Raw genomic sequence first — 16,555 nt, forward strand, 5'->3', positions numbered from 1 at the left:
CGGTTTTCAAGGGGATATCGCCATGTGGGGGAGGGGCTGACGGGGAGTGCGACTGACCGGAGGTCAGGAGCTTGAGAAACTCGAAGAGTTTCGAGGAACGAAGGGCGAAACGCCCTGAGTTCGAGCACCGTTAGGTGCGAAGGGGCGATCCCCCCTCCCCTGAAACCCCTCCCCCAGACGCGATAACCACTGGAAAGCCGTGGGCAAGCAGATGTGCCGGTGAAGTCCACGAATCCTCGGGTACAAGAAAACAAAATGTGATCACTCATCTATCCCTCGCTCACGGTGCTCGCCCAGACTTGCACTTCCGCCGCCCCTCAGAACCAGATGGCCTCTCAAATACTCTTCAGCCACACCCTGGGGCGCTGTCGCTCTCACTTCCTCACCAGCGGGTAGATCATGTGGATGATATCGTAGGTGCCGCTCGGGTAAGCCCACGGGATCGCGTCCAGCGCGAGATCGTCCACCGTCAGGTTATGCTTGATAGCGAGGGCGAATATGTTGATCACCTCCTCGACGTGAGGACCGATGAGGTGCGCCCCGATGACCCGGCGGGTCTCGCGCTCGACCAGGAGTTTGTAGCCGACGTGTCTTTCGCCGATGCTCCGGTTCGTGAAGCGGCCCGAGAGGTCGCCGGCGTTGACGGTGTATGAAATCCCCTTCTCCTTCGCCCGCTTCTCCGTGAGCCCGACGGACGCGATGGGCGGGGTTGTGAAGGCGACGCTCGGGACGACCGAGTAGTCCGCGGTCCGCACGTTCCCGCCAAGGATGTTGTCGACGACGAGGTGGGCGTCCATCACAGCCACCGGCGTCAGCTGCGGGCTTAGCGGGTTTGCGTCCCCGGCGACGTAGACGGCGGGGTTTGAGACGCTCTGGAGGTAATCGTTGACCACGATGCCCCGGCGGTCGGTTGCGACGTTTCCGGCCGCCAGATCGAGGCCCTCAATCATCGGGACCCGGCCGGCCCCGTGAACGACCATATCGGCTTCGAAGGTTTTCTCCTCGCCCTCTCTTCCGGCCCGCACCCGCAGGCCCGCTCCATTCTTCTCGATCGAGCGAAGCGGCATATTCGCCTGCACGTCGATCCCGATCTCCTTTGAGGCCAGCACCAGCCGCTCGACCACATCGGGGTCGAACCCCTTCAAGAGCCGCCCGCTCCGCTGGAGGATGGTCACCTTCGAGTTGGCCCTTGCTGCAACATGCGCAAACTCAAACGAGATATAGCCCCCGCCGATGAAGACGATCCGCTCGGGAAGCGTATCGAGGTAGAGGAACTCATCGCTCGTTGTGACCAGGTCCTCTCCCGGGACGTTCAAAGGATGGGGGCGGGCACCGGTGGCGATCACGATGTAGCGGGCCGTGACCGTATCGTTGCCGACCGTTACCCGGTTCGGCCCGATAAACCGTGCGAACCCGTGGTAGGTATGGATCCCCGCCTCCCGAAAGCCCTCCTCCTTCCGTCTCGGAATGGGGCCGGGGAACGTGCGTTCGAAAGCGACGAGCTCTGGCCAGTCGATCGAGACCTCGCCCGAGACCCCCCTCCCCTGCATATTGTGAACACGGGCCACTGTCGCGGCGGCACCGGCAAGCACCCTCTTTGGGACGCACCCCCGAAGGGCGCACGTCCCGCCGTAATCCTGATGATCCGTGATCGCTACCCGCATCCCGGCATCCCTGCAGTGCCAGGCGATGTCGGAACCGGCGACCCCGGTCCCTATGACAAGAAGATCGTACTCCCGCTCCATAGCGAGCACCCGGTCGACACAGAGTGGCATAAAGGTTTACCCGGGGCTACGAGGCCCCGAATGAGGCCTGCTGGACCCGGAGAAGAGAGTCAGAAGTAGAGGAGGGATACGAGGCCGACGGCGATTGCAATGAAGATGACCGTCTGAGCACCCCCGGCAAAGAGGTAATCGCGGGTTCGGTAATTCCCGGGGCCCATCAGGAGGGCGTTGACAGGATGCGTCGGAAGGAGGAACGAGTTTGAGGTGCATATCCCGACGAGGAGCGCAAGGCCACGCGGGTCGAGCCCGAGCGGATCTGCCATCACAACCGCGAGCGGAACAAGCAGAACGGTGGCGGCGATATTCGACATAACCAGTGAGAATGCAGTCGCAAGCAGTGCAATCGCGATGAGAATGAGAAACGTCGGGTACCCGGCGACCAGGTCGACAATCCGGTCGGCGATGAACCGGGCCGTCCCGGTCGTATCCATGGCGATACCGAGCGGAAGGAGGCCGGCTATCAGCACGAGCGTCCGCCAATCGATTGCCCGGTAGACCTCATCGATCGAGATGACGCGGAGGAGGACTATCGCGACCACGCCCGAAAGAAGGCTTGTCGCGATCGAGAGGCCCGTGTAGGTGAGTCCAACAGCGGCAAGAAAGCAGAGGACAGCAGTCTTTGCACCGCGTTCGCGAACCCCCGCCCGCCCCTCGATGGGAGTCACCAGAACGAAATCCTTGCTCGTCCCGAGTGCCTGGAGGCGCTCCCAGCGGCCGAGCACGATCATCGTATCCCCCGCCTTCAGGGGCAGGTCTGCAAAGTTCGTTCTTTGCTCTTTCGTCCCCGAGAAAAAAATCAGGACCTCGGCGCCATAGGTCACCCGGAATTCAAGCTCCCGGAGGGTCTTACCGATGATCGGGGCGTAGGGGCGGACGATCACCTCAGCAAACCCCACGTTCGGATCGGTCATGATGTCTGCGGAACTCTCCCCCGGCCGGACCCACTCAAGCCCGAAATCCGCCCTGAACCGTTCAACGTCACTGTCCTGCCCGAGAATGCCGAGCTCCTGCCCGGAGGCAAATCGAGTGTACCGCCACGGCGTATAGAGGACCTCACTCTCCTCGGTAAGAGATATGAGATGGAGGTTGTAGCGCGAGATCATCCGCACATCCTCCCGCGTTTTCCCGACGAGAGGGCTTTTTTCCGGGATTCGCAGATAAAAGATGCGTGAAGGGGGTTGCCAGGTCCGGATCAGCTCCTCCTGCGGGCTCAGGTCGGTCCTCTCGCGCCTGGGGAGGAGGCGATCCCCAAATAAGTAAAAGAGTGCCACCCCGGAGAGAAGGAGCGGCAGACCGATGGGGGTGACCGCAAAGAGCCCGAAAGGCGGATATCCGGCCTGCTGAAGGAGGTCGTTGAGGACGATGAGGGTGCCGGCTCCCACCATGCTGATGGTGCCGCCGAGGGTCGCGGCGTAGCCTACGGGAAGGAGGAGGCGTGATGCCGGGATCCTCGTCAAGGATGAGACTCGCAGGAGCGAGGGAAGAAAGACGGCGGTGGCCCCAACGCTCTGCATGAAGGCCGAGAGCCCGCCGGCGACGAGGGATGCAGCGGCGGTCAGCCGGCGCTCACCGGTCCCGGCGAAACCGACGATTGCACGGGCGATCCGGATGGTCACCCCGGTCCGGTCGAGCCCCCGCCCGAGGACCATCACCGAGAGCATTGCAATGACCGCGCTGCTCGAAAAGCCGGAGAGGGCCTCTTGCGGTGTGATGAGCCCAAGCCATGTGAGCGCAAGAGTCACGAGCAGCGCGGCCACATCGACCCTGACGATACCGGTGACGAAGAGGACGGCAGAACCGATGAACACCAGCAGGGTGAGGAGGATCTCGGTCTCCATCGGGCAGACTCGGGCCTGGAGAACAGAAAAAGGTGTGGGCAGGACCAAAGAAGGCCGCAAGGGGACCTGGAGATTAGAGGGTTATAAGCCGTCGTAAATCGAGCGGGTGACCCGGTGCGGCTCGAAACGTCCCCGGTGGAAGACCCGGACCTCGACCTCGACGCCCTTCTGGAAGTCCCGCATCCCAAGATCGTAGGTCCGCTGGACATGCCGCAGTCCTTCACGGGCAAAGAGATCCCGGAGGGCTTTCCTGAACCGGATCGCCTGGTCGAGAAACGCCGCCTCGTACGCCCGGGTCTCCCGGGCAATCCGGAGGCACTCGGCATCATCGATCGGGTTGTTGTAGCAGCCGTGCTCGTTTAAGCCGCTGATCTGGCGCCAGTCCACGGTACCCGTCTCATCGGCCTCCCGGTGGAGCATGTAGGGGTAGATCCGGCATATGGCGAACCGCCGGTCGTAGATGGTGCACCTCCTCCCATCCGAGAGGAAGATGCAGGAACCGTCGGGCTTCGTCTTGAGGGCGTAGCCCATGACGTAAAAGTGTCCCTGCTGGTCGCAGGCATCGAAATCGGGTGCCGGGATGACGACATCTGGTGCAAACGAGCGGACACTATCGGTGTCCTCCTCGAGCAAAAAGACGTGCCCGTTGAAGTCACGGGTGCAGCAACGGCCGCAACATTCGCAGGAGAACCCGACATCGCGGATGATCTCGATGAACTCGTCCTCCGGAAACGCAAGAAGTCTTTCGTATTCTGCCTCAAGGGCAACGATCTGTTCGTCAAGCGTGAACGTAAACGAGCACCCTCCCATCCATCGTCCCAGACGTTCGTACCGGGACTGTTACCTGAGATCTATGACGGGGAGGGGGATATGCCCTTCGGCCCGCCAACTTAAACCTTCCTCCCCACCGTCGCAGCGTAGATCAGGAATTGCTCTTCACCGTCGAGTCCGAGGAGCCGGTTGATTGCCGCGTCGTCGAAGGCGCCGATCGCACAGACCCCGCACCCGATACCCGATGCCGCGAGGTAGAGGTTCTGGCAGACGTGGCCGGCATCGAGGTGCAGGTAGCGGTAGCCGCGCTCGCTGTAGCGCCACGTCATCCGGCCAGGGACTGCGATCCAGAGAAAGGTGACGGCGCTCTCAAGGATATGCGGCTGGTTCAGGAAGGCTGCAGTCACATGCTTCGGGAGGCCCGGGTCGCGCGACTCTTCGGCAAGGCGATGCTCGAGGGCCAGGTAGCGGTAGAGCCCGGGAGGGACGTCCTCGACTCGGTTGATCAGGAGGTAGGTCTCGAAGGCGTGCCGGGCGCCCGCGGACGGGACCGTCCGGAGGGTGAAGGCCCCGTCGACCACCCTCCGGACCCCCTGGGTGCACCAGAGGAGGAATGAGAGTTCGTGGAGTGCAAGCGGCTCCGGGGCATAATCCCTGACGCTTTCCCGCTGCTCGATCGCGTCACGGAGATCGATTGCAGGAAGAACAATATCCTCCGGTGGAGGGAGCGGGATGAATGCTCTCCCCTTCGTGTACGGGACTTCGAGCGGCGGCGGCGGACGGCCCAGCATCTGGTCCAATGGCGGCAGGTTTTCGTGCTCCGTCATCCGCATAAACTCCTTTCCCGCTTCCGAAAGGGTTCGGAGACTCCGATAGGGCATACGGGCCTTATGGCAAGAGATGACATAATATTTTGCCAATCACACGACCCCGAGTTCTAGACAGTCGTCCGCGATTCGAATCCGGAAACGTATTAGGAGAACTCCGACCAACTATTACCACCGTACCCGAGGCACTCCCATGATAGTGACCGCAATTATGCTCATCGTCGGCCTGGCCCTCCTCGTCAAGGGCGCCGATCTCTTCGTAGGGGGCGGAAGCGGCCTCGCACTCCGATACAGTATCTCTCCGGCCCTGATCGGATCCACGATCATCGCGTTCGGCACATCGCTTCCCGAGCTCGTCGTCAGCACGAACGCCGCGGCTACAGGAAACACCGGGATCGCCCTCGGGAATATCCTTGGGAGCAATATTGCGAACATTGCCCTCGTTCTCGCGCTCTGCACCCTCATCCGGCCCGGAATGATTGCCGCATCTGGAGCATCGCGATCGGAACTTTTCCGGCACACCGTGCTGATGCTCGTGGCCACCGTGGCGTTTGCGCTCCTCGCTGCGAGAGGCACGCTCGACGCCCTTGCCGGGGCAGTGTTCCTCACCCTCTTCGTGATCATCCTGTACTTCCTCATACGGGAGGGGCGTGAGGAGGAAGACATCGAGATCAAGTCTCACGGGTGGGCCGATATCCTCTACATCGGACTCGGCCTCGCCGCGGTCATCATCGGGGCACAGCTCGTCGTCGACGGTGCTGTCGCCCTCGCCGAGGCCCTCGGGGTCCCTGCGTTTGTCATAGGTCTCTCGATCGTCGCCGTCGGGACGTCGCTGCCTGAACTTGCGACATCCCTCATGGCCGCCGTACGGAATGAGGGGGCCATCTCCATCGGCAACATCCTCGGGAGCAACATCTTCAACCTCCTCTTCATCCTCGGGATAAGCCTTCTCCTCGCCCCGGTCACAATCGGGTCCGCGTTCGACATAGTCGCGGTCGTCCTCTTCTCGGTTGCGATCCTCCCCCTGATCTTTGCCCGACCGGGCATTGTCCGGGGCTGGTCGATCGTCCTGCTCATCGGCTACGCCGCCTACATCGCCTGGATCTTTGCGACCGCGCCGGTCGCATGAGGTGGTGCCAAAACTCCGAAAAAATTCGTAGGTTACACAAACCTGATACCTCCCTGCGTCTATCTTCCTTCATTGGAAGGTGGACGGTTATGGAGAACTGGAAACCGGCAATCGTCGTCGCCCTCGGCTGTCTGGTCGTCGCCGCGATCATCGGGACCGCCCTCGCGTCGGAAGAGGACGGGGCGGAGATCAGGGGCGATCTGATCAAATTTGCATCGAAAGAGGAGATCAAGGCGTTCTTAAAAGAGAACGCGCAAGGCAGCTGGCGCGATGGCGGGTACCACCGGGCCACCGGCGGCGTCGCGGACGAGGCCGGGGTGAATCCCCCGGCACCGATGGCGACGGCCGCTCCGACTTCGCAGGCCCGCGACTACTCCACGACGAACGTGCAGGTGGAGGGCGTGGACGAGGCCGACTTCCTGAAGAACGACGGGAAGTATATCTACATCATCTCGGGGGAGACGCTCACGATCGTTGAGGCGTTCCCGCCGGAGAATGCGAAGATCATCTCCGAGAGCAGGATCGACGGGAGCCCGAAAGCGCTCTTTCTTGCCGGAGACCGCCTGGTGGTCTTTGCCACCACAACAGAAGAGAGAATGACCACCGTAGAAGGGAGCGTAACCCCGGTCCCGGTCTGGCGGACGGTGACGCACGCCTATGTCTACGATATAAGCGACCGAGAAGATCCAGAACAGGTCCGGGACGTGACCTTTAGTGGCGACTACTACGATGCGCGGTTGATCGGGGACCACGTCTACGCCCTCACGCGGGAGTCCCCGGTCTGGGTGCGGGACGACATACTCCTTCCCGAGGTGAGGACAGGCACTGCGGAGCCCATCGTGCCCGACGTCTACCGGCCAAAGACCCCCCTGCAGAACTACATCTTCTACACCGCAGGCGCCTTCTCCATCCGGAACGATACCGGCACGCCGGACGCCGAGACCTTCCTGCTTGGCTACGACACCACACTCTATGCGTCGCAGAAGAACCTCTACATCGGCTACCGCAACCAGGGCCCGGTCTCCACCGCCGGCCCGGCAGGGATCGCGGTGCCGCCGGTGGAACCCGGCACCCGCGACCGGACGCTCATCCACCGGCTCTCGATTGAAGGTGGAGAGATCGATTACCGGGCGATGGGCGAGGTCCCCGGGCATCTCCTGAACCAGTTCTCGCTCGACGAGTATGCCGGCAACCTCAGGGTGGCGACGACCGTCGAGGGCTGGACGCGGGAAGGGACAACTCAGTACAACAACGTCTACGTCCTCGATTCCACAATGAAGACCATCGGGGCGCTCGAGTATATCGCGCCGGACGAGCGGATCTACGCCGCCCGGTTTGCCGGCGACCGGCTCTACCTTGTGACGTTCAAGCGGATCGATCCGCTCTTCGTCATCGATCTAACCGACCCGAAGCGCCCGGGCATCCTCGGGGAACTCAAGATCCCCGGCTACTCCGACTACCTCCACCCCTACGGCCCCGACCACATCATCGGCATCGGCAAAGAGACGAGCGAGAACGAGTGGGGCGGGGTCTCGGTCGCCGGCCTCAAGATCGCCCTCTTTGACGTCTCGGACGTGAACAGCCCGACCCAGGTCGATAGCGTCGTGATCGGAGAGGCAGGGACCGACTCCGCGGCCCTCCACGATCACAAGGCCTTCCTCTTTGTGGAGGATAGGCAACTCCTGGTCATACCGGTGAGCGAGATAAAGAAGGTCGAGAACCCCTCGTCGCGCTATCCCGGATCATATGCCCTCGAAACCTGGCAGGGTGCTTACGTCTACAGGGTAAGCCAAAAAGACGGATTCACGCTTCTCGGTAGGGTCGCCCATGCCGAGAGCGGATCCCCGTACTCCTGGTACACACCCGACGCGGTGCAACGGTCGCTCTTCATGGACGACACCCTCTATACGATCTCAATGAGGAGCATCGTCATGACCGACCTTGCCGACGGCAGCCGGATCGGCGAGGTCCTCCTCCCCTACCGCGGGGAGGTCTACCCGACCCCGTACCCGGTCTGGTGAACCGGAGAGCGGTGCTTGCGGACCGACTTGAAGATCTCCATCACGATCACGACCGAGGAGGCGAGGGCAAGCAGTACAAGCCACTCGACCGGGGAGACCGGCTGCACCTGGAGGACGTCCTGGAAGAAGGGGATGTAGAGCGCGAGGATGTGGATCCCCTGCGCCGCAATGACGCCGGCGATCAGGAGGTAGTTGTTGCTGATGGGGACGCGGAACGCCGACCGGTATTCCGACCGGCAGTTGAAGACATGGAAGTTCTCAAAGAGCACCATCAGCAGAACGAGCAGATTTCTGGCTGCAAACTCGTCCCACCCGTTTGAGATGAGCCAGTACCAGACGCCGAGCGCGACGAGCGCGATGACCGTCCCGGAGATGAGCACCTCTTCTATCATCAGGCGGTTGAAGACCCCCTCCTCGGGTCGCCGCGGCGGCTGGCTCATGACGCCGGGCTCGCCTCGCTCGAACGCCAGCGCGACATCCTGGATACCGTTCGTCACTAGGTTCAGCCAGAGGAGCTGGACGGCAAGGAGAGGGAGCGGGAGACCAATCAGGAGGGCGAGCATGAAGAGGAGAACCTCCGCAAACCCGGTCGAGATCAGGAGATAGACGACTTTACGGACGTTGTCATATGCGTAGCGCCCTTCCTCGATCCCGGCGACGATCGAGGCGAAGTCGTCGTCTGTGACAATCAGAGACGCCGTATCCTTGGCGACGTCGGTTCCGGAGCCCATAGCGACCCCTATGTTTGCGCTCCGGAGCGCCGGCGCGTCGTTGACCCCGTCCCCGGTGACCGCGACGAACGCTCCGCTCTCCCGGTAGGCCTCGACGATCTGGAGTTTCTGCAGCGGCGTCACACGGGCAAAGACCCGGGCGCCCCGGACGCGGTCGATGAACTCAGGCAGGGTCGTCACATCGGGGTCGCCGAGTTCCGCGCCGGTGACGACCTCGTCGGGGGAGTCCGCAATCTCGAGTTCCCGCGCGATGGCGAGCGCCGTTGCGGGGTGATCTCCCGTCACCATCACCACGTCGACCCCGGCGCTGCGGCACCGGCGTATGGCATCGGGGACGTCGGGCCGGATCGGGTCGATGAACCCGACGAGACCGAGGAGTTCGAGGGGAGGGATCTCCGGGTTCTCCGCGGAGATCTCTCCCTCCACCCGACCATGAGCCACGGCAAGCACCCGGTATCCCCTGGAGGTGAGGGTGTCGTGCTCCTCCTGCACACGATCCGGATCGAGCGGGATGCTGCCACCCGGTCCGGCGGCCATGGTTCGACAGAAGGGGAGGACCGTCTCGGCGGCCCCCTTGACCGCCACCCGGACCGCCTCACCCTCCCGGTACCAGACGGCGGCATACCGGCGCTCGGACTCGAAGGGGATCTCGGCGACGGCAGGCGCACCCTCCCGGATACCGGCAGGATCGAGTCCCAGTTTGTAGGTGAGCGCAAGAAACGCCACATCGATCGCATCGCCCCGGTAGGTCCAGCCCCCCTCGTCGGTCCGCTCCAGCACAGCCTCGTTGGTGATGGTCGCAGCCCGGGCCAGGCTTTCTACCCGGTCACGGACGGAGCCGGTTACCGGGGCACCGTGGATATCGAGGACCTCTCCCTCACCCGCGTACCCGGCACCCGTAACCGAGATCTCCTCGCCCGTGGGTAGAAGAACTACCCGGGCGGTCTGCTGGTTCACCGTGAGGGTGCCCGTCTTATCGCTCGCGATCAGCGTGCAGCTCCCGAGACTCTCCACAGCGGCAAGATACCGGACGATGACGTTGCGCCCCGCCATCCGTGATGCTGCAATCGAGAGCGCGACGGTCAGGGCGACCGGCAGCCCTTCGGGGATCGCCGAGACCGCGAGCGCGACGGCGAGGAAGAAGACCTCGAACGGGGGCATCCCCTGGCCGAGGACGATGATCGCAAGCAGTCCGGAGGCGACAAGAACGGCAAGGCTGATCTTTTTGGAGAAATCTTCCATACGGATGACGAGGGGGGGTTTTCCCGCCTCCGATGCCGTGACCGTCTCGGCGATCTGCCCAATCTCGGCATACTGGCCGGTCGCGACCACGACGCCCATCCCCCGGCCGGTCGTGACAGTGCTGCCGGCATAAAGCATATTTCGGCGGTCGGCCAGAGGCGCTGATGCGTTTATGGGATCAGGGTTCTTCTCGACCGCGTGGGACTCACCGGTCAGGAGCGACTCATCGACCGTGAGTGAGCGTGCCTGTATGACACGAATATCGGCGGGAACGCGGTCACCCGCTTCCAGGACAACCCGGTCGCCGGGGACCAGGTCTTCCGCCGGGACGGTCACCTCCCGCCCGTCCCGGCGCACCCGGGCATGAATCCTGAGCATCTGCTGGAGCGCCGTTGCGCTCCGTTCCGCCCTCACCTCCTGGAACGTCCCGATGGCGGCGTTGAGCAGGATTACCACGAAGATGAAGCCTGCATCCGTAACATCGGCAAAGAGGATGGAGATGATCCCCGCCGCAAGGAGCACATAGATGAGCGGGCTCATGAACTGGCGAAGGAAGACCTCCAGCACCGTCGGGGGCCGCTTCTGCGGGAGGGCATTCTCCCCAAAGATCCCCCGCCGACGGGCAACCTCTGCATCCGAAAGACCCCCTGTCGGGGATTCGAGCCGTTCGGCTACCTCGAATGCCGCAAGAGCGTGCCATGCCGTCGCGCGGGATTCGTCCGGGGTTAGAGAGGACCGATCCATTGTTGTGGTGCCATCATGTGCGATCACAATGCTGTGCGCCGGTGCTGCGGGATGAGATCGGGCGGGTGCACTGTGGCCTCGCCTGCAACCCCGCTATGCAGCTCTTCCCGGCGGATACCCGCCGGAGCAGGCCCGGGAAGCTGCCGCCCTTTCTACATGAGCGAGGGAGAGGAGACTGTTAACGCGGCCGATGGGGGTGGAGGCCGGGGGAGAGACAGGTCTCCAATCTATAAAAAATTGCAGGCAGCGATCTACGAGGGAATCAAGCGTGAATCATTGTCAGCATCATCTTGAACTGCGTGACGGCGTGGACCGCGTGGGGAATGTTTGCCGGCATGATGATCAGTTGGCCCGCCTTCATCGGGTACTCCTTCCCCGCGATGGTGATGAGGGCCTCCCCGTCGATGACCTGGAGGACAGCGTCGTAGGGAGCGGTGTGCTCCGAGAGGCCCTCGCCGGCGTCGAATGCAAAGACCGTGATGGTGCCAGCCTTGGTGTAGACAAGCATCCTGCTGACGATCGATCCGGGCTGGTAGGCGACGAGGTCGCGGGGGTCGATGACCTGCTCGGTGAGTTTCTCTTTCTTTTCTTTGGACATATGAGTCTCTTCTCCCTGCAGGGTATTCTGTCTTGCGGCCCATGAAGGGGCTGCATCCTCACCTTTTTTCCCGCCCGGCCTCCAAACAGTAAGGGACCACGAGTGTACTACCATCTCATCCTGACCGACAACTGCAACCTCTGCTGCACCTACTGCCGCGGGAAAGCCTTCACTGTCGAACCGCCAGATCTCCCCGAGATCGCCGTCGATGAAGACCTCCCGGTCGACCTCGATATCGATCTTACCGATCTCTACCGGTTCCTCGCAAAAGACCCCGAGGCCGTGCTGACCTTCTACGGCGGGGAGCCCCTGCTCGCCGTCGACCGCGTCCGCGAGATCGCCCGCGACGCCCCGGTATCTGCGCTGATCCTGCACACGAACGGCACACTCTTAGACCGTCTCGATCCCGCGACCGCAAACCGATTCGATACGATCCTGGTCTCGATCGACGGGCCCGAGGAGGTCACTGACGCCCACCGGGGAGAGGGAACGTTCCGCCGGATCATGAGAAACCTCCGCGCTCTTGCGGCGGGAGGATTCTCTGGCGAGGTGATCGCCCGGATGACCGTGACCGAGGATACGGATATCGAGGAGGCTGTCCGCTATCTATCGGCAAACGAGTATTTCTCGTTCCCTGCCGTCCACTGGCAGATGGACGCAAACTTCTGGAACGACTATGAAATGCGTGACTACGCCTCCTGGGTTGAGAAGAGTTACAACCCCGGCATCCGGTCGCTTGTCGGGTTCTGGGTCGAGACGATGCGGACCGAAGGGAAGGTGCTCCGGTGGTATCCCTTCATGGACCCGATGGAGGATATGCTTCGCGGGCGGCCAAGCATGCTCCGGTGCGGATGCGGCCACTCTAACTACAGCATCATGACCGACGGGCATATCGCCCCCTGCCCGATCATGGTCGGGATGAAGGACTACTACGTCGGGCATATCGCCACCGCAGACCCCCTCCACCTCCCGGTGATGGACGTCGGGGGGGCCTGCACGGCATGCGATATCCACGACTTCTGCGGCGGGAGGTGCCTCTACTCGAATATCACCAACCCCTGGCCCGAGGAAGGGCGACGGATCGTCTGCGGGACGGTGAGGAACCTTCACTCGGCGCTCTCGGAAGCGCTCCCGGAGATCCGGGCCCTCATCGATGCAGGAAGAATACGGATGGAAGACTTTACCCACCGCAAATACAACAGCTGCGAGATCATACCGTGAGAGGGGATCACCCAGCCAGAACCCCATCCACCGGGGCAAGATTCATCCAACCAAAAAGACGAGAACGCTAAGAAGATCATGACGACCATCGGCCTCATCCTCTGCAGAATCGGGCTCCACCGGTGGGGCAGAAAACGCGGATACGACGAGTACTCCTCAAACGTCATCGAGTGGGAGCAGCGGTGCGAGCGCTGCGGGAAGAAAAAGCGGTGGGTCGAGGTGAAACGCGACCGGCGGCGATGACGGCTCAGACGCCGGCATCCCGGACCCGCCAGCCGCCCTTTGGGACCAGGATCTCGAACCGTGCACCCTTCCCAAACTCCCCGGTCTCGCGGATGGCGATCCCGGTCGTCTCCAGGATATCTCGCACGAGGAAGAGGCCGAGACCGGTGTTCTTCCCGAAACCTCGCAGGAATATCTTCTCCTTCTCGCCTGGCGGGATCCCCGGGCCGTCATCCTCGATGATGACGGCAAGGCTGCCCTCCCGACGGGAGCAGCGGATCCTGACCGTCGGGGCCGGACCGGCATACCGGGCCGCGTTCTCAAGGAGGTTGTAAAAGACCTTCCCAAACATCGGATCGGCATAGATCTCAACCGCATCCACCTCGGTAAGAAGAGTGAGACCGGGGGTGAGGGCGGCCGCCGCTTGGATCACGCACTCGCGAAGGTCCTGGTACTCCGGGGCACGGGTTCCCAGATCCTGGTAGTCCTGGGTGAATGCAATCTGGCGCCGGATGAACTCAATAGCCTGCTCCTGCCTGTCCATGTAACCAAGGAGGTCCGGATCGGTTATCTGCTCCCTCATGAGCCCCAGGTAGCCATGGAGGATGGTCAGCTGATTGAGGATATCGTGCCGGGTGATCCCGGAGAGCAGGTGCATCTTCCGGTTCGCGGCCATCAGCGCGGCTTCCGTCTGCTTCCGTGCGGTGACGTCCCGGACGATGGCCTGCAGGCAGGGCGGGCCTTTCACGTCCAGCCGGCTCACGCTCATCTCCGTATCGTAAACTCTCCCGCTCGGTGTGGTGATCCGCCACTCGAAAAACTGCGGCTCTCCGGCATACGCCGCATCCATCTTGGCGATAGCGCTTTCCAGTGCCGGAATGCCGTCGGGCTGGGTGGGACTCGAGAGTTCCCAGGGGGTCTTCCCGATCAGGAACTCTCTGGTACAGTGAAATGTTTCAAGGGCTTTTGAGTTGCAGTCGGCGAACCGGTATCTCTCGAAGATGAATATGGGATCGTTCGCACCTTCAAAGAGAGCGCGGTAGCGTTTCTCCGAGTCCCGCAACGCCTGGACGGCCTGCCGGCGCTCTATTGCCTGCACGACCTGATGCTCGAGCTCGGCAAACTGTGATCTCGGGTCCCCCCTTTCTGAATGTAGCCGTCCGCACCGTGATTGAGCGCCTCTATGACGACTTCCTCGCGGCCGCGCCCGGTAAAAAGGATGAACGGGAGATCGTGAAATTGCTGCCGGATCTTCTTCAAGAGTTCGATGCCGTCCATCTCCGGCATCTGGTAATCGGCGATGACGGCATCAAAGGTCCCCTCACCGAGCAAGCCCAGCGCCTCCCGACCGGAGAGCACCGTCTCGACGGCCAGCGCGCCCGAACGTTCGAGGTATATCCTGCCGACATCAAGGAGCGCCGGATCGTCGTCGACATAGAGTATGGAATACCGGACCATCTATAAGGCTTCCAACGTTCAGTAGTTCCCGGGCAACCAGATAATACTTATCGGAATGAATAACGACGCTAAGGTGATATTTCCGGCGTCCATCACAGATAATGCTTCTTCTGATAACCGACGATTTCTGAAACGAACCGAGTACCTGGCATTATACGAAATCGTTCCCGGCGCAGACGGCCTACCGCCCCTACCTGCTCCCGGAAAGCCCTGAAAAGAACATCTCTGCCCTGCAGCATCCAGGCGAGCCGGAGGTATCGCTTGAGGCGAAAAAATAGTTATTTCTTGAGTTCTTTCCCCACCGAGAAGGCCTTTGCGAGCACGCTGCCGAACCCGTAATACTCCTGGCGCATCGAGTCGTAGGCAATCGGCCGGATCTTTCCGATATCAGGCTTACCGTCTTCTCCAAGGACGCTCTCATCCACCTTCACATCCAGGATCTCGCCGATGAACTGGGTATGTACGCCGATCTCGACCGTCTGGAGAAGCCGGCATTCGAGGACGACCGGGAACTCACCGACGTAGGGCGCGTTCACCAGGTCGCCCTTGATCGGGGTTAAGCCCGTGGCAGCAAACTTGTCCGTATCCCGACCGGAGGCGATGCCAAAGTAGTCCGCCTCCCGGACGTACTCCTCAGATGGTATGCTGATAGTAAACTCGCGCTGCTCCATCAGGTTCTTGTAGGTCTGCCGGACCTTCTGGACCGAGACCGCCACCGCCGGAGGGTTGGAAGAGCATATGCCACCCCATGCAGCCGCCATCGCATCGGGCCGGCCATCTGGGCCGTATGTCCCGATGATCAGATCTGGATGAGGGTAAAGGAGAGTCCGTGGACCAAATGAACGCTTCGTCATGGGAATACGGTTCGTCTCCAGACCCGGATAAACCTTTTTCTAGAACTGAATCCGGCGCACCATACCAATGTGATAAGAAAAGAGGAGGTGGATCAGGTCATGCGGCGCCTGCAGAACCCCCCTTCTGCTCTTGGACCGAACGGAGGAGGAAGAAGCCGACGATGGCGAATGTCGCTATCGGCGAGAGCCAGGTGGGAATATGGAATCCGAAACTGTCCGCGAGCATGATCGTCCCGAGCACCAGGATGGAGTACATTGCACCGTTCTTGAGGTAACAGAAACTCCGGATCCGGTCGATACCCCGGATAGTCAGCTCCCTGACCACAAAGGCCCCGATTCCGTTCCCTATCAGGATGAGGGGGACCGAGAGCGTGAAGGCAAACGCCCCGATGACGCCGTCGATCGAGAAGGTCGCATCGAGGACCTCAAGGTAGGCGAGTTTCGAGACGTCCGACATCCCCGACCCTTTCAACCGGGCTTCCTGCACCTCGGCGTTCTGCCTGAATCCGTGTACTATGAAGAAGATTGTGGACCCAAGCACCGCCGCAAAACCCATCATGGTGTTGATCTGGAGGGCGAACCAGACTACCGCAGCAAGCAGGATCGAGGCAACGGCATAGAACCAGACGGCCTGCCGGGAGAAGAACGCCTCGGTTCGGAGACAGCAGTTCTTCTCCTCCGCAAAGAGCCAGTGAAAGAAGAGGAGGACAAGGAACATTCCTCCAAATATCAGAAGGATCGGGGAAGACTCCTCAATCGCGGCCACGACATCAGGATCGCTTGAGAAGGTCGCAAGCAGCGCGCCCATGGGCCCGAGCGACGGATTGGTCGCCCAGACGATCACCCACGGCAGGAGCCCCCGGATTACGAAGACCGCAGCAATCAGGCCCCACAGAAGAAACCACCTGCGGGCCCGCTCGCTCATCGTCGCAAGGACGTCCGCATTGATGATGGCATTATCAATGCTTGAGACCGTCTCAAAGACAATGAGGCCTGCTACCGTCAGAATAATCAGTAACCAGTCCATTCTTGTGTAGTAGGATCTATTCTCGATCGTATATAAGAAGAGACCGGGCCGGCTGAGTATGGGTTACGTTCATATATCATACCCGCAT

General features: G+C 61.7%; 14 protein-coding genes. 4 read left to right on the forward strand and 10 right to left on the reverse strand.

Translation table 11 applies throughout. From position 1 onward, the window contains the following. Positions 1-374: 374 nt before the first annotated feature. The 4 genes from MCUTH_RS10070 to MCUTH_RS10085 all read right to left on the reverse strand — a co-directional run bounded on the left by MCUTH_RS10070 (position 375) and on the right by MCUTH_RS10085 (position 5,274). Positions 375-1,775, reverse strand: a complete 1,401-nt coding sequence (locus MCUTH_RS10070; protein ID WP_224732825.1) for a dihydrolipoyl dehydrogenase family protein — start codon at positions 1,773-1,775, stop codon at positions 375-377. 59 nt (positions 1,776-1,834) lie between these two features. Beyond that, the gene (locus MCUTH_RS10075; protein ID WP_066958618.1) at positions 1,835-3,622 is read right to left on the reverse strand and encodes an SLC13 family permease; all 1,788 of its coding nucleotides are present in this window, start codon (positions 3,620-3,622) and stop codon (positions 1,835-1,837) included. Positions 3,623-3,703: 81 nt separating this feature from the next. Continuing rightward, a complete protein-coding gene (locus tag MCUTH_RS10080; RefSeq protein ID WP_066958620.1) occupies positions 3,704-4,432 on the reverse strand; it encodes a YkgJ family cysteine cluster protein in 729 nt (242 codons plus the stop codon). Between the two features lie 80 nt (positions 4,433-4,512). Continuing rightward, the gene (locus MCUTH_RS10085; RefSeq protein WP_066958622.1) at positions 4,513-5,274 is read right to left on the reverse strand and encodes a SagB/ThcOx family dehydrogenase; all 762 of its coding nucleotides are present in this window, start codon (positions 5,272-5,274) and stop codon (positions 4,513-4,515) included. Between the two features lie 139 nt (positions 5,275-5,413). Between MCUTH_RS10085 and MCUTH_RS10090 the strand changes: the two genes are divergently transcribed. Next, a complete protein-coding gene (locus MCUTH_RS10090) occupies positions 5,414-6,349 on the forward strand; it encodes a calcium/sodium antiporter (protein ID WP_066958624.1) in 936 nt (311 codons plus the stop codon). Between the two features lie 89 nt (positions 6,350-6,438). Continuing rightward, positions 6,439-8,370 carry a beta-propeller domain-containing protein gene (locus MCUTH_RS10095; RefSeq protein WP_066958626.1) on the forward strand — a complete coding sequence of 644 codons (1,932 nt, stop codon included), beginning with the start codon at positions 6,439-6,441 and terminating at the stop codon, positions 8,368-8,370. On the opposite strand, the gene MCUTH_RS10100 is transcribed toward MCUTH_RS10095, so the two are convergent. Further along, positions 8,343-11,087: a cation-translocating P-type ATPase gene (locus MCUTH_RS10100; protein WP_066958628.1), complete on the reverse strand. Its 2,745-nt coding sequence runs from the start codon at positions 11,085-11,087 to the stop codon at positions 8,343-8,345. The genes MCUTH_RS10095 and MCUTH_RS10100 overlap by 28 nt on opposite strands. Positions 11,088-11,349: 262 nt before the next feature. Beyond that, positions 11,350-11,685 carry a cupin domain-containing protein gene (locus MCUTH_RS10105; RefSeq protein ID WP_066958630.1) on the reverse strand — a complete coding sequence of 112 codons (336 nt, stop codon included), beginning with the start codon at positions 11,683-11,685 and terminating at the stop codon, positions 11,350-11,352. 102 nt (positions 11,686-11,787) lie between these two features. Between MCUTH_RS10105 and MCUTH_RS10110 the strand changes: the two genes are divergently transcribed. Together MCUTH_RS10110 and MCUTH_RS11860 are read left to right on the forward strand one after the other, a co-directional pair. After that, positions 11,788-12,906 (forward strand): TIGR04084 family radical SAM/SPASM domain-containing protein, encoded by a 1,119-nt coding sequence (locus MCUTH_RS10110; protein WP_066958632.1) that lies wholly within the window; start codon positions 11,788-11,790, stop codon positions 12,904-12,906. Positions 12,907-12,984: 78 nt separating this feature from the next. Next, a complete protein-coding gene (locus MCUTH_RS11860) occupies positions 12,985-13,149 on the forward strand; it encodes a hypothetical protein (RefSeq protein WP_169795902.1) in 165 nt (54 codons plus the stop codon). Positions 13,150-13,153: 4 nt separating this feature from the next. Here MCUTH_RS11860 and MCUTH_RS10115 read toward each other — a convergent pair whose 3' ends face one another. The 4 genes from MCUTH_RS10115 to MCUTH_RS10130 all read right to left on the reverse strand — a co-directional run bounded on the left by MCUTH_RS10115 (position 13,154) and on the right by MCUTH_RS10130 (position 16,467). Beyond that, positions 13,154-14,227: an ATP-binding protein gene (locus tag MCUTH_RS10115; RefSeq protein WP_066958634.1), complete on the reverse strand. Its 1,074-nt coding sequence runs from the start codon at positions 14,225-14,227 to the stop codon at positions 13,154-13,156. Next, on the reverse strand, positions 14,215-14,586 hold the full coding sequence (locus MCUTH_RS10120) for a response regulator (protein ID WP_066958636.1): 372 nt from the start codon (positions 14,584-14,586) through the stop codon (positions 14,215-14,217). Before MCUTH_RS10120 ends, MCUTH_RS10115 begins: the two co-directional genes overlap by 13 nt. A gap of 278 nt (positions 14,587-14,864) precedes the next feature. After that, positions 14,865-15,440 (reverse strand): flavin reductase family protein, encoded by a 576-nt coding sequence (locus MCUTH_RS10125; protein ID WP_066958638.1) that lies wholly within the window; start codon positions 15,438-15,440, stop codon positions 14,865-14,867. Positions 15,441-15,537: 97 nt separating this feature from the next. After that, the gene (locus MCUTH_RS10130) at positions 15,538-16,467 is read right to left on the reverse strand and encodes a DUF475 domain-containing protein (protein WP_066958640.1); all 930 of its coding nucleotides are present in this window, start codon (positions 16,465-16,467) and stop codon (positions 15,538-15,540) included. Positions 16,468-16,555 lie beyond the last annotated feature (88 nt).

Source organism: Methanoculleus thermophilus, from assembly GCF_001571405.1.
In the GTDB taxonomy this organism is placed as follows: Archaea; Halobacteriota; Methanomicrobia; order Methanomicrobiales; family Methanoculleaceae; genus Methanoculleus; species Methanoculleus thermophilus.